A 14,249-nucleotide genomic window follows, 5' to 3' on the forward strand; every position below is an offset into this window, starting at 1 on the left:
AGACGGCGCTATTGACGACTTCTCTAACAACTGCGAGATTCGCCGGTGTCACGTTACGGGCACGTAGCGCAGTCGTCGCCGCTGCCGAGAGGCGGTGGCATGGCGAGGACGGTGCCGTGACGACGGAGGTGTCGGCCGAACGCCGCGCCGATCTGCGGGAGTTCCGAACGGTGTGGCGACTCGCGACCGAGTACGCGGAGGAGGAGTGCCTCATGGCCGGCCAGGGGTGGGTGGTGGGCAGGTGACGCTCGCAGGGGCGCGCGAACGCCGGGTGCGCACGGGCGGAATCGAGCTGTGCGTCGCGGAGTTGGGGGACCCGGGCCGGCCCACGGTCATGCTCGTGCACGGGTATCCGGACAGCAAGGAGGTGTGGTCGGAGGTGGCCACCCGCCTCGCCGGCCGTTTCCACGTCGTGCTGTACGACGTCCGGGGCCACGGCAGGTCGACGGTGCCGATGCCGCTGCGCGGCGGTTTCACGCTGGAGAAGCTGACGGACGACTTCCTGGCGGTCGCGGACGCCGTGAGCCCCGGCAGGCCGGTGCACCTCGTCGGGCACGACTGGGGTTCGGTGCAGTCCTGGGAGTTCGTCACGGTCAGGCGCACCGAGGGCCGGATCGCGTCCTTCACGTCGATGTCCGGACCGTCCCTGGATCACTTCGGGCACTGGATCAGGCAGCGGATGAGCCGTCCCACCCCACGCCGGGTGGGTCAGCTGCTGGGTCAGGGTGCCAGGTCCTGGTACGTGTACCTGCTGCACACGCCCGTGCTGCCGGAACTGGCCTGGCGCGGCCCCCTGGGCAGACGCTGGCCGAGGATCCTGCAGCGAGCTGAGCGGCTGCCGGGCGGCGACTACCCCACCCCGTCGCTGCCCTCGGACGCCGCCCACGGCGCCTGGCTCTACCGCGACAACGTACGGTCCCGGCTGAGCCACCCCCGCACCGACGCCTACGCGCACGCGCCCGTGCAGCTCATCACCCCCCTCGGCGACGCGTTCCTGTCGGAGCGGCTCCACGACGAACTCGAGCGGTGGGCCCCGCAGCTCACCCGCCGCACATTGCCCGCGAAGCACTGGATCCCGCGCACACGGCCCGATCAAGTCGCCGGCTGGATCACGGACTTCGTGACCGCCGTCGAGAACGGACGGCCCGCGCCAGCGGCCCGCGGACGGTACGCGGACCGCTTCGGCGGGCAGCTGGTCCTGGTGACCGGAGCGGCCGGCGGCATCGGACGGGCCACCGCGCTCGCGTTCGCCGAGGCCGGCGCCCGGGTGGTGGCCGTCGACCGGGACGGGGAGGGTGCGGCCCGCACGGCCGCGCAGGCCCGGCAGGGCGGGGCGGCCGCGGCATGGGCCGAAACGGCCGACGTCTCCGACGAGCAGGCCATGGAGAAGCTGGCCGAGAAGGTCGCCACCGAGTACGGCGTGGTGGACGTGCTGGTGAACAACGCGGGAATCGGCCTGGCCGGCTCCTTCTTCGACACGACCGCGGACGACTGGCGCAAGGTCCTCGATGTCAATCTGTGGGGCGTCATCCACGGCTGCCGGCTCTTCGGGAAGCAGATGGCCGACCGCGGGCAGGGCGGTCACATCGTCAACATCGCTTCTGCGGCCGCCTATTTGCCCTCCAAGACGCTTCCCGCGTACAGCACGTCCAAGGCGGCGGTCCTGATGCTCAGCGAGTGCCTGCGTGCGGAGCTCGCTGCACGGGGCATCGGGGTGTCGGCCATCTGCCCCGGGCTCGTCAACACCAACATCACATCGACCGCGCGATTCACCGGCGTTGACGCGTCGGAGGAGAAGCGGCGGCAGGAGAGGGCTGCGCGCTGGTACGGGTTGCGGGGCTACCCACCGGAGAAGGTCGCCGACGCGGTCCTGAGAGCGGTCGTACGCGACCTGGCCGTGGTTCCTGTGACTCCTGAGGCACGAGGTGCGCATCTGATGTCCGGCTTCACACCGAGGGCACTGCGCGCGTTCGGGAGGATGAACCTGCCTTTGTGAGCGCTCGATTGGTCATGAGGTGGGCTGTTTCGCCTCTTCTGTCCTGATAATTGGGCTATTTGGTCGACTCTGACACCAAATGACTTGTTGACGCCATATTTGACTACCCGTCTGCAGCGACCGGCCCGTCCTCTGCGACTTGCGCTGTCTTCTTCGGGAAGATCACTTGCATCGGCCGTGGATGCGTGGACAGTGACATCAGTCCATCCGTGTGAGGGAACATGATTGATGACCCGTCAGTTCGGCAACGCCCTAACGCCACCTCCCGAACACGCGCGCACAAGGACCCGCAGACCGCCCCATGTTGATCAGGGTGACCTCGCATCACCAGCCACGACATCCGCTGAACTATGGCCTCACGCAACCCTCTTGCCCCGGTGGGCCACAGACAGCCTTAATGAGGGCAGAGTTGGCGAACCATGTCCAGTCAGGCGTCAGTTGTCCACAGAACTGCCAAGTAGCCTGTGGATAACCCCACTTGCTTGTGGATCAAACATCGGCGTCAAAATCAAGTGCGTGATCCACGTCTCTGCCGCACGCTGGAGAGATGAAAGAAGGGAACGACGAGAGACGCACCGTGAAGGTGTCGAAGTACCTCTCGAAACACCTGCGACACCAGCCGGAGCGGATCGGGCTCACGCTCGACGAGGGCGGCTGGGTGGAGATCGACACCCTGCTCGCCGCGACGGCCGCGCACGGCTTCCGGATCACACGGGACGAGCTGGAGCACGTGGTCGCCGACAACGACAAGCAGCGCTTCGCCGTCGAAGGCACCCGGATCCGCGCCAGCCAGGGACACAGCGTCGAGGTGGACCTGGGGCTTCCTCCGGCGACCCCGCCTCCGTTCCTCTACCACGGGACCGTGGCGCGCTATCTGGACGCCATCCGCGCAGAGGGTCTCCGGCCGATGAACCGCCACGACGTGCACCTCTCGCCGGACCGCGAGACCGCCACCCGGGTCGGCGCCCGCCGCGGCCGTCCCGTCGTCCTCACCGTGGACGCCAGCGCCATGCACCGCGACGGCCATGTCTTCCACGTCAGCGCCAACGGAGTCTGGCTCACCAAGGCCGTACCGCCGCAGTACCTGCGCTTCCCCGGAACCCACTGACCTCTCACCTGTGATTTCCGGGGTCCTGCCGATCATGCCCGGGACACGACCACCCGGACCTCCCCTTACGCTCGATGCATGAGTCTGCGTCTGAGCACCGTGATCCTGCCGTACCTCCGCTGGCACGAGGGCGGGCGTTCCGCGTGGCAGCGTGCCGAGGAGCTCGGTTTCCACACCGCGTACACCTATGACCACCTGTCGTGGCGGTCCTTTCGCGACGGTCCGTGGTTCGGCGCCGTGCCGACGCTGACTGCCGCGGCCGCCGTCACCGAGCGCCTCCGCCTCGGCACCCTGGTGACCTCGCCGAACTTCCGGCACCCGGTGACCCTCGCCAAGGAACTGATCTCCCTCGACGACATCTCCGGCGGACGGATCACACTGGGCATCGGCGCGGGCGGCACCGGCTTCGACGCCACCGCCCTCGGCCAGGAGCCCTGGACGCCGCGCGAGCGCGCCGACCGGTTCGGCGAGTTCGTCCCGCTGCTCGACCGGCTGCTCACCGAGGACTCCGTCTCGTACGAGGGCACCCACTACTCCGCGCTCGAGGCGCGCAACATCCCCGGCTGCGTGCAGCGCCCCCGGCTGCCGTTCGCGGTGGCCGCGACGGGGCCCCGCGGGCTGAAGCTCGCCGCGCGCCACGGTCAGGCCTGGGTGACCACCGGTGACCCGAAGCTGTTCGAGACGGGCACCCCCGAGGAGTCGGTACAGGCTCTGCGGGCGCAGGCCGAGAAGCTGGCCGAGGCGTGCGCCGCGGTCGGCCGTGATGTGACGGAGCTCGACAAGATCCTGCTCACGGGCTTCACCCCGGACCGCGGCCGCCCGCTGGAGTCCCTCGACGCGTTCGTCGACTTCGCCGGCCGGCACCGCGAACTGGGCTTCACCGACATCGTGATCCACTGGCCGATCCCCGACTCCGACTTCGCCTCCGATGTGAAGGTCTTCGAGCGGATCGCCATGGAGGCCCCGGCGCAGCTGCGTTGACCCGCCCGGGTGTGACGCCGCTGGTGAGCAGCGTCACACCCGTCTGTGCGGACCCTCTCAGGACCCTGTGGGCATATGCGCGAGAATGGGGCCCGTGACCTCAGCGACCAGACAGCCCGAGACCCCGGCCTCCGCAGCTCCGCCCCGGCTCATCGCGACCGATCTCGACGGCACTCTGCTGCGCGACGACAAGTCGGTCTCCGAGCGCACGGTCGCCGCGCTGGCCGCCGCCGAGGCGGCCGGCATCGAGGTGTTCTTCGTCACGGGCCGTCCGGCACGCTGGATGGACGTCGTCAGCGACCACGTCCACGGCCACGGACTGGCCATCTGCGGCAACGGCGCCGCCGTGGTGGACCTGCACGGCGGCCCGGGCGCCCACCGCTTCGTCAAGGTCCGGGAGCTGCCCCGGGAGAACGCGGTCGACGCCGTAGGACTGCTGCGGGACGCCGCACCCGGGACTGTCTACGCCATCGAGCAGACGTACGGCTTCTACCAGGAGCCGGGGTACCCGAAGCTCCACGTGGAGGTTCCGGATCTGCTCGCGTCCGCCGAGGAACTGCTCGCCCCGGACGCCCCCGGCACGCACCAGCCGGTGCTCAAGGTCCTCGCCTACCACCCGGAACTGGACCCCGACGCCTTCCTCACCCTGGCGCGGATCGCCGTCGGAGACCGTGCCACCATCACCCGGTCCAGCCCCAGCTCGCTGCTGGAGATCAGCGGTCCAGGAGTGTCCAAGGCCAGCACCCTCGCGTTGTGCTGCGCCGAGCGCGGCATATCCCACGAAGAGGTCATCGCCTTCGGCGACATGCCGAACGACGTGGAGATGCTCACCTGGGCCGGCCAGTCGTACGCCATGGGCAACGCGCACCCGGACGTGACAGCCGCCGCCTCCGGGCGAACGGTCGCGAACAACGAGGACGGGGTGGCCGTGATCATCGAGCGGATCCTCGCGGACCGGTTGCAGGACACGGCCAAGGACGCCCTGAGTCACTGACGGGCGGCTCGGCGAAAGGTGCCTGGCGGAGTTCGCCGAGCACACACCTCAGCGCCTCACGTCGCGGGTGATCCCAGGCGAGACGCGCCTGACAGCTTCACGCCCCGGGCCGCCAGCCACGGCACCGGATCGACCACCGAGGCCAGCTCCGGGGTGGCCCGCACCTCGAAGTGCAGATGCGGTCCGGTCGAGTTGCCCGTCGTACCCGACTGGGCGATCCGCTGTCCGGCGGCCACCCGGTCGCCCGGTTCGACGGCGACGGCCGCGAGATGGGCATACTGCGTGCAGTAGCCGCCCGGATGCGCGATCACGACTTCCATGCCGAACGCGCCCCCGCACGTCACCCGCAGCACCTTCCCGGCCCCGACCGCCCGCACCAGCGTCCCGATGGGCACCGCGAAATCCTGGCCGGTGTGCCGGTGCGCCCAGTGCTGACCGCCGTTGCCGAAGCCCGCGGAGAGCCGGTACGTCTCCACCGGCGTCACCCATGGGCGCCCGAGCCTGCCCCGGGGCTGGTCCAGGTGGACGGCACCCCGGCACGTCCTCGCGGCCGCGGCCGCGTTGGCCTGACTCTGCAGTACCCAGCGTGCCTGTTCCAATTGCGCCTCCAGAGTTCGCTTCCGCGCGGCGAGTTCGCCGTTCCGTTTCTGCAGCGCCCGCCACTGCGCCGACGCCCGTGCCCGGTCCTCGGTGAGGCGGGTCTCCGCCAGACGGCTCCTGGCGACCGCGTCCGCGACCACCAGGTCCACCCGTCCGGGCACTTCGTGCCCCTGCGTCAGTTCCTGAGGGCTGTCCGGGAGCGGGGTCTGCGGGACATAGGACAGTCCTCCGCTCTTGCGGTACTGGTCTCGCGCGATCCGGCCGAGGTCCTTGTGCAGGGCCGCGATCAAGGTGCGCTCCCGGACGATGAGTTTGTCGTCCCGCCCCGCTATGGAGTGCTGTTTCTCGGCCTCACGGCGTCCGGTCTCGTACTGCCGGGCCACCACGGCCGTGTCGTCGTACAGCCGTGCCACCCGAGCACTGGCAATGGCACTGGCATTGGCACTGGTATCCGCTCCACCACCCCCCGTCCCGCTCTCGGCCGCGGCCGACCTCGCCGGTAAGGCCGCGACGGTGCACAGCAGAAGGGGAACGAGCAGGCGAGAACAATGAGATGAATGCATGTCAATGATCGTCGCCCGTGTCGCGGCCGCCGTCCTGTCGACGTCCTACGGCTGGAGGAAGGGACGGCCACGGATGGCTCAGCGGCGTCCCCCGGCCGAGGGGCCGCCACTGCTCCGTCCGCCATGCCCGCGGGTGTTGGCTCCTAGGCGCCCGCGAAGGCCGGCGCCGACGGGCCCGCGTGACCCCTCCGGTCCGCCAGCAGATCCCCCCGCGCTTCCCGCTCCACCATCTCGCGCAGCGGCCCCTCCGTCGCCGCGAGCCGCGCATACGGGCCTCGCTGGACCACCCGCCCCTCCGCGAGCACGATCACCTCGTCGACGGCCTCGAGACCGGCGAGCCGATGGGTGATCAGCAGCGTGGTACGCCCCTGGGTGGCGGCCAGCAGATCCGCGGTGAGTGCGTCCGCCGTCGGCAGGTCGAGGTGTTCCGCCGGCTCGTCCAGGACGAGGACGGGGAAGTCGGCGAGCAGGGCCCGCGCCAGCGCGAGCCGTTGCCGCTGGCCGCCGGACAGCCGTGCGCCGTGCTCGCCGATCAGGGTGTCGAGGCCGTCGGGCAGTCCCTCGGCCCACTCCAGGAGTCGCGCCCGCTCAAGGGCCTCGCGCAGTTCCTGCTCACTCGCGTTCCTCCGCGCCAGCAGGAGGTTCTCCCGCACCGAGCTGTCGAAGAGGTGGGCGTCCTGGGCGCACAGCCCCACCAGGCGCCGCACATCGTCGCCGTCGAGCGCGGACGCCTCGGTGCCGCCCAGTTTGTAGGAGCCGGCGTCCGCGTCCAGGAACCGGAGCAGTATCTGCGCCAGCGTCGTCTTGCCCGCGCCCGACGGGCCGACCACGGCGACCCTGCGGCCCTGTTCGAGGGTGAGGTCGAACCCGCTGAGCGCGTCCCGCCGCTGCCCGTCGTGACGGGCCGTCAGCCTGTCGAGGACGAGCGGGAAGGGCGAGGACGGTGCCTGCAGCGGCCGGTCCGGTTCCCGTACGGGTTCGGGGGCGTCCAGGACCTCGAAGACGCGCTCAGCGCTCCTGTGCACCCGCTGCCGGTGCTGCACCGCGAGCGGCAGCCCGAGGACCGCCTCGAAGGCGGCCAGCGGGGTCAGGACCACGACGGCCATGGCCACGCCGCCGAGCCGTGCGTCGGCCACGGCCTGCGCGCCCACGAGTGCGGCGGCCGCGACGGTCAGCCCGGTGACGAGCGCGGTGAGCCCGTCGCCGAGCGCGGTGGCGGTGGCGGCACGGGAGGCGATGCGGGTGAGCACGCCGTCGGCCCGTCGCGCTTCGGCGGTCCGCCCGGACAGCGCACCCGCGACGGTCAGCTCGGCCGTCCCGGTGAGCAGGTCGGTCACCCTGGTCGCCAACTCGCCCCGGGCGGGCGCCAGTCTCCGCTCGGCGCGACGGGCCACGGCACATGTCAGCAGGGGTACGCCGGCTCCGGCAGCCAGGAGGCCGACGGCCAGGACGGCGCCGGCCTCGGGGAGCAGCCAGGCAGTGAAGCCGACGGAGCAGGCGGACACCACGAACGCGGCGCCCGCGGGCAGCAGCCAGCGCAGCCAGTAGTCCTGCAGGGCGTCCACGTCGGCGACGAGCCGCGAGAGCAGGTCTCCGCGCCGGGTCGTCCGCAGCCCGGCCGGTGCCAGCCGCTCGAGCCGCCGGTAGACCGCGACCCGCGTGTCGGCCAGCATCCGCAGTACCGCGTCGTGCGACACGAGCCGCTCCGCGTAGCGGAAGACGGCCCGGCCGATCCCGAACGTCCGCGTGGCCGTCACCGCCACCATCAGATACAGCACGGGAGGCTGTTGGGACGCCCGCGAGATGAGCCATCCGGAGGTGGCCATCAGCCCCACGGCGCTGCCCAGCGCCAGACTGCCGAGCAGCAGCGCGAGGGCGAGCCGTCCGCGCCGAGGACCGGCCATGGCACGGACCCGGGTGAGCACACGGCCATGCCGCGCCGGAGCTACGGCGGGCGTCCGCTCGGCGAGGGCCCGGGCCGGGTCCGCCGCCTGGCGGGGCCGGGGGACAGCCGCGATCCGTGCGTGAGCGCCCGTGGTGACGGACTCCGCCGCGTCGAGCCGGACGACCCGGTCCGCCACCTCGAGCAGCGCCGGGCGATGCACGACCAGCAGTACCGTCCGTCCGACGGCCAGCCGGCGGACCGCCTCCACGATGTCCGCCTCGGTCGCCCCGTCCAGGGACGCCGTCGGTTCGTCCAGCAGCAGCACCGGCCGGTCGGCAAGGAACGCCCGGGCCAGGGCGAGCCGTTGCCGCTGACCGGCGGACAGTCCCCACCCGTCCTCGCCGAGCACCGTGGCCGCACCGGCCGGCAGCGCGTCCACGAACTCCAGCGCCCCGGCGTCGGCCAGCGCCTCCCGTACCGCCGCGTCGTCCGCATCCGGCCGGGCCAGCCGTACGTTCTCGGCGATGGTGCCCGCGTACAGGTGCGGCCGCTGCGGCACCCAGGCGATCCCCGAGCGCCACTGCTCCAGGTCGGCCGAGGCAAGATCGACTCCCCCGACCCGTACACGCCCCTTCGTGGGTGCCACGAACCCGAGCAGAACGTTGAGCAGCGTCGACTTTCCGGCACCGCTCGGCCCGACGAGGGCGACCGTCTCTCCGGGTGCCACCGTCAACGACACCCCGGACACCGCGTCCGACGACCGCCCGGGGAACCGTACGGTCACATCGTCGAAGACGACCTCCCCGTCCGGCACGCGCTGCGTTCCGGACGGCGGTACGGGCGTCTCCAGTACCGCGAAGATCTCCTCGGCGGCGGAAAGCCCCTCAGCCGCAGCGTGGTACTGCGCACCCACCTGCCGCAGCGGGAGATAGGCCTCCGGGGCGAGCACAAGAATGACCAGGCCGATGTACAGGTCCATGTCCCCGTGGACGAGCCGCATGCCGATCGTCACCGCGACGAGCGCCACGGAGATCGTGGCGAGCAGCTCCAGCGCGAAGGACGACAGGAACGCGATCCGCAACGTCCGCATGGTCGCCTGCCGGTACTCACCGGTGATCCGTTTGATGGACTCGGCCTGGGCCTTGGCCCGGCCGAACACCTTGAGGGTCGGCAGTCCGGCGACGACATCGAGGAAGTGCCCGGAAAGCCGTGACAGGAGCCGCCACTGACGGTCCATCTGGGACTGGGTGGCCCAGCCGATCAGCATCATGAAGAGCGGGATGAGCGGCAGCGTGCCGACGATGATCGCGGCCGACACCCAGTCCTCGGTGACGATCCGCGCGAGTACCGCGACAGGCACGACGACCGCGAGCCCCAACTGCGGCAGATAGCGTGAGAAGTAGTCATCGAGGGCGTCGACCCCTCGTGTGGCCAAGGCGACCAGCGATCCGGTCCGCTGCTCACCCAGCCACCCGGGGCCAAGAGCTCCGGCCCTGGCAAGCAACCGCCCCCGCAGCTCGGACTTCACTGCCGCGCCGGCCCGGTGGGCGGCGAGTTCGACGAGCCATGAGACCAGCGCCCGGCCGACCGCCACAGCCGCCAGGAGGGTCAGGGGCGTGCGCAGTTCGGTGACCGAATGGTGGTGCTGGAAAGCACCGACCACCACCTCGGCGATCAGCATGGCCTGAGCGATGACCAGAGCCGCTCCGACGGCACCCAGCCCGATGACGGCCATGAGGAAGAAGCGTGTGGTGCGGGCGTAGCGGAGCAGTCGCGGATCGATCGGTTTCACGTGAAACATGCCTTTCCGGTCGGGGGAGAGGCGTTCCATGTGAAACGCCCCTCCCCACCAGAACTCAGTGCACGGCTCCGGCAGCGGCGTCGGCGGCGATGTGATGCGTACCGATGCGCTTACGGAAGACCCAGTACGTCCATCCCTGGTAGAGCAGGACCAGCGGCGTGGCGATCCCGGCGCACCAGGTCATGATCTTCAGGGTGTAGGGGCTCGATGAGGCATTGGTCACCGTCAGGCTCCAGTCCGCATTGAGCGTGGACGGCATGACGTTCGGAAAGAGCGTCAGGAAGAGCATCGCCACCGCGGCCACGATGGTGATGCCGGAGAACGCGAACGACCATCCCTCGCGGCCGGCCTGGTTCGCCGCGAGCGCCGCCAGGAGCGCGACCACCGCCACGATCATCGCGACCAGGCTCTTGCCGTCACCCTGGTCGATCTGGGCCCAGGAGAGGAAAAGCAGCGCCAGCACGGCGGTCACCAGACCGACCCGCAGGGCCAGCTTCCGGGCCCGCTCCCGGATGTCGCCGAGGGTCTTGAGTGCGGTGAACACCGCGCCGTGGAAGGTGAACAGGGTCAGCGTCACCAGACCGCCGAGGAGTGCGAACGGGTTGAGCAGATCCCAGACGTTCCCCACGTACTCGAGATGCTGGTCGATCTTCACGCCCCGCACGATGTTGCCGAAGGCCACACCCCACAGGAACGCGGGGATCAGCGAGGTCCAGAAGATCGCGTTCTCCCAGTTGCGCTGCCAGTTCTCCTCGGGCCGCTTCACCCGGTACTCGAAGGCGACACCGCGCACGATGAGACAGACCAGGATGACCAGCAGTGGCAGATAGAACCCGGAGAAGAGGGTGGCGTACCACTCGGGGAAGGCGGCGAAGGTGGCGCCGCCCGCAGTGAGCAGCCAGACCTCGTTGCCGTCCCAGACCGGCCCGATGGTGTTGATCAGCACCCGCCGCTCGGGCCGGTTGCGGGCCAGCAGCTTGGTGAGGATGCCGACCCCGAAGTCGAAGCCCTCCAGGAAGAAGTAGCCGGTCCACAGGACCGCGATCAGAACGAACCAGACGTCGTGAAGTTGCATGATGTGAGCGCTCCCTCGGCCTAGTACGAGAAGGCCATCGGCTTGTCGGCGTCCTGGGAGTCGCCGCCGATCCTGGTGGGCGGGTTGAGATCGGACTCGGTGAGCTCCGGCGGTCCGGCCTTGACGTACTTCACCAGCAGCTTGACCTCGATGACCGCCAGTACCGCGTAGAGCAGGGTGAACACGGTCATCGAGGTGATGACCTCGCCCTGGGAGACACCGGGGGAGACCGCGTCACGGGTGCGCAACACGCCGAAGACGACCCACGGCTGACGTCCCATCTCGGTGAATATCCAGCCCCAGGAGTTCGCGATCAGCGGGAAGGCCAGGGTCCAGACCGCGATGCGCCAGCACCACGGGGTGAGCTTCGGGCCGAGTGCCTTCTTGCGGAAGAGGACCAGATGCGGCACCTCGTCCTCACCGACCCGCAGATGCGTGGGCAGCATGAACTTCTTGCGGGTGAGCCAGAGGCCGGCCAGCCCGATGACGAAGGACGTCATACCGAAGCCGATCATCCAGCGGAACCCCCAGAAGGTGACGGGGATGACGGGCCGGTAGTCGCCCGGGCCGTACTTCTGCTGCTCGGCCTTGTTGGTGTCGTTGATGCCGGGAACATAGGAGCTGAAGTTGTCGTCGGCGAGGAAGGACAGAAGCCCCGGGACGGACAGTTCGACGGTGTTGTGCCCCTTGCTGACGTCTCCGTAGGCGAAGATCGAGAAGGGCGCGGGGCTCTCGCCGTCCCACAGGGCCTCGGCGGCCGCCATCTTCATGGGCTGCTGCTTGAACATGACCTTGCCGAGGAGGTCGCCGCTGACCGCGGTGAGCATGCCGGCGATGACGACGGTGACCAGGCCGAGCCGCAGCGAGGTCTTCATCACGGCCACGTGCTTCTTGCGCAGCAGGTGGAAGGAGGCGATGCCGACCATGAAGGCGCCGCCCGTGAGGAAGGCCGCGGACAGGGTGTGGAAGACCTGGGTGAGTGCGGTGTTCTGGGTCAGGACGTGCCAGAAGTCGGTGAGTTCGGCACGCCCCCTCTGCTTGTTGATCCGGTAGCCGACGGGGTGCTGCATCCAGGAGTTGGCCGCGAGGATGAAGTACGCCGACAGGACGGTGCCTATGGAGACCATCCATATACAGGCGAGGTGGAGCCGCTTCGGCAGCTTGTCCCAGCCGAAGATCCACAACCCGATGAAGGTGGACTCGAAGAAGAAGGCGATGAGGGCTTCGAACGCGAGGGGGGCGCCGAAGATGTCGCCGACGAAGCGCGAGTAGTCGGACCAGTTCATGCCGAACTGGAACTCCTGGACGATGCCGGTGACGACACCCATCGCGATGTTGATCAGGAAGAGCTTGCCCCAGAACTTCGTGGCCCTGAGGTACTTCTGCTTCTCCGTACGCACCCAGGCGGTCTGCAGTCCGGCCGTCAGCGCGGCCAGCGAGATGGTCAGCGGAACGAACAGGAAGTGGTAGACGGTGGTGATACCGAACTGCCATCGCGCCAGAGTCTCCGGTGCCAAAGCCATGTCCACGTCGTCTTCTCCCTTACATCGCCGTGGTCAAGCGGCAGTTTGTCCAGGTTGTCCCACACATCACGGAGCAATCAGGACGAGCTTGTGAACGCGTTCACATTCACAAGCAATTATGGCGCATAGGGGTTCGAGACCGGATGGGCGGGGGGTCCCTAAGAAGCTGGGCGCAGGGTCCTCAAGCCGGGGCCGACGGGCCCCTGGCGTACTTCGGCCATGCTCCGGAGGTTCCGGGCACGCCTCGCGCACCCTCGCCCATGCGGGCCGGCGAGGGTGCGCGAGGCCGCGATGGCGGCTACTGCTCTACTGCTCCCGGAGAAAGCCTTCCGCGACCTTCAGGAAGATGTCGTTCGCCTCTTCCTCGCCGATCGTCACGCGCACCCCCTCGCCCGAGAAGGGACGCACCACCACGCCGGCCTGCTCGCAGGCGGCTGCGAAGGCCGTCGTCCGCTCCCCCAGACGCAGCCACAGGAAGTTCGCCTGGGTCTCGGGCACCGTCCAGCCCTGGGCGTGCAGTGCCTCCATCACGCGGCTGCGCTCGCACACCAGCGAGCCGACCCGGCCGAGCAGTTCGTCCTCCATGCGCAGTGAGGCGATCGCCGCCTCCTGCGCCAGCTGACTGACTCCGAACGGCACCGCCGTCTTGCGCAGCGCCGCGGCGACCGGCTCATGGGCGATGGCGAAGCCGACGCGCAGTCCCGCGAGCCCGTACGCCTTGGAGAAGGTGCGCAGCACGCAGACGTTCGGCCGCTTGCGGTACAGCTCGACGCCGTCGGGCACCTGGATGTCGCGGATGAACTCCCGGTACGCCTCGTCGAGCACCACCAGCACATCGTCCGGCACACGGTCGAGGAAGCGCTCGAGCTCGTCCCGTCGCACCACCGTGCCGGTCGGGTTGTTGGGGTTGCAGACGAAGATCAGCCGGGTCCGGTCGGTGATCGCGTCGGCCATCGCGTCCAGGTCGTGCACATCGCCCGGGGTCAGGGGCACCTGGATCGAGGTGGCACCGCTGATCTGGGTGATGATCGGATACGCCTCGAAGGACCGCCAGGCGTAGATCACCTCGTCGCCCGGGCCGCTCGTGGCCTGCAGCAGCTGCTGGGCGACACCCACCGAGCCCGTACCGGTCGCGAGGTGGGTCTGCGGCACCCCGAAGCGCTCGGACAGCTCGGCCATCAGGCCCGAGCACGCCATGTCCGGGTAGCGGTTGAAGGAATGGGCCGCCGCGGTCACGGCCTCCATCACGCCGGGCAGCGGGGGGTAGGGATTCTCGTTCGAGGACAGCTTGTAGGCCACCGGCCCGTCTGCCGCGGCGGGCTTGCCGGGCTTGTAGGTGGGGATACCCTCCAGCTCGGCACGCAGCTTCGGGCTCGTCTCGCTCACTGCAGTCCTCCTCGCGCACATCACCGGCTCCGTGATCGCCACCGGCGTCCAATGCTTCTCACCTTATGAGGATTCGGCGCCGCTGCGAACGGGCCGTGGACAACAGTCTCCGCCACCTTCCGCGTAACCGTCGGAGCCCGGCCGCATCGGCGTACGAACCCGGGCGCATCACCGCAGGATGGCGCACACTTCGGGGGGCGCGTCGCCCCCGCGTATGACGCGCCGGTGGCTCACTCCGTGGCGCGCATCCCTCGTGCAGGTGAGTTGAGACCTCTTCGAAATATGGCGACCTCGGCAGGCCCATGCGTGCAGACAAGGCACGTATTGAGGATGGATC

General features: G+C 69.5%; 10 protein-coding genes. 5 read left to right on the forward strand and 5 right to left on the reverse strand.

Translation table 11 applies throughout. The features are described from left to right. Positions 1 to 116 precede the first annotated feature (116 nt). The 5 genes from ABZ904_RS13170 to ABZ904_RS13190 all read left to right on the forward strand — a co-directional run bounded on the left by ABZ904_RS13170 (position 117) and on the right by ABZ904_RS13190 (position 5,079). The gene (locus ABZ904_RS13170) at positions 117 to 245 is read left to right on the forward strand and encodes a hypothetical protein (protein WP_359390667.1); all 129 of its coding nucleotides are present in this window, start codon (positions 117 to 119) and stop codon (positions 243 to 245) included. Continuing rightward, positions 242 to 1,996 carry an SDR family oxidoreductase gene (locus tag ABZ904_RS13175; protein WP_361823016.1) on the forward strand — a complete coding sequence of 585 codons (1,755 nt, stop codon included), beginning with the start codon at positions 242 to 244 and terminating at the stop codon, positions 1,994 to 1,996. The genes ABZ904_RS13170 and ABZ904_RS13175 overlap by 4 nt, the downstream gene beginning before the upstream one ends. A 547-nt stretch (positions 1,997 to 2,543) precedes the next feature. Further along, a complete protein-coding gene (locus ABZ904_RS13180; protein WP_361823018.1) occupies positions 2,544 to 3,104 on the forward strand; it encodes an RNA 2'-phosphotransferase in 561 nt (186 codons plus the stop codon). Between the two features lie 78 nt (positions 3,105 to 3,182). Continuing rightward, the gene (locus ABZ904_RS13185) at positions 3,183 to 4,085 is read left to right on the forward strand and encodes an LLM class flavin-dependent oxidoreductase (protein WP_361823020.1); all 903 of its coding nucleotides are present in this window, start codon (positions 3,183 to 3,185) and stop codon (positions 4,083 to 4,085) included. A gap of 94 nt (positions 4,086 to 4,179) precedes the next feature. After that, the gene (locus ABZ904_RS13190) at positions 4,180 to 5,079 is read left to right on the forward strand and encodes a Cof-type HAD-IIB family hydrolase (RefSeq protein WP_360990892.1); all 900 of its coding nucleotides are present in this window, start codon (positions 4,180 to 4,182) and stop codon (positions 5,077 to 5,079) included. A 56-nt stretch (positions 5,080 to 5,135) separates the two neighbouring features. On the opposite strand, the gene ABZ904_RS13195 is transcribed toward ABZ904_RS13190, so the two are convergent. From ABZ904_RS13195 to hisC, 5 genes are all read right to left on the reverse strand, one after another. Then, the gene (locus ABZ904_RS13195) at positions 5,136 to 6,242 is read right to left on the reverse strand and encodes a M23 family metallopeptidase (RefSeq protein ID WP_359390652.1); all 1,107 of its coding nucleotides are present in this window, start codon (positions 6,240 to 6,242) and stop codon (positions 5,136 to 5,138) included. Positions 6,243 to 6,385: 143 nt separating this feature from the next. Further along, the gene (gene cydD / locus ABZ904_RS13200; protein ID WP_361823110.1) at positions 6,386 to 9,928 is read right to left on the reverse strand and encodes a thiol reductant ABC exporter subunit CydD; all 3,543 of its coding nucleotides are present in this window, start codon (positions 9,926 to 9,928) and stop codon (positions 6,386 to 6,388) included. A 55-nt stretch (positions 9,929 to 9,983) separates the two neighbouring features. Next, positions 9,984 to 11,003, reverse strand: a complete 1,020-nt coding sequence (gene cydB, locus ABZ904_RS13205) for a cytochrome d ubiquinol oxidase subunit II (protein ID WP_360990898.1) — start codon at positions 11,001 to 11,003, stop codon at positions 9,984 to 9,986. 20 nt (positions 11,004 to 11,023) lie between these two features. Beyond that, positions 11,024 to 12,532: a cytochrome ubiquinol oxidase subunit I gene (locus tag ABZ904_RS13210; RefSeq protein ID WP_360990901.1), complete on the reverse strand. Its 1,509-nt coding sequence runs from the start codon at positions 12,530 to 12,532 to the stop codon at positions 11,024 to 11,026. 300 nt (positions 12,533 to 12,832) lie between these two features. Further along, entirely contained in the window at positions 12,833 to 13,912 is a 1,080-nt protein-coding gene (hisC, locus tag ABZ904_RS13215) for a histidinol-phosphate transaminase (RefSeq protein WP_359390643.1), read from the reverse strand. Positions 13,913 to 14,249 lie beyond the last annotated feature (337 nt).

Source organism: Streptomyces sp. NPDC046900 (genome assembly GCF_040644975.1).
In the GTDB taxonomy this organism is placed as follows: Bacteria; Actinomycetota; Actinomycetes; order Streptomycetales; family Streptomycetaceae; genus Streptomyces.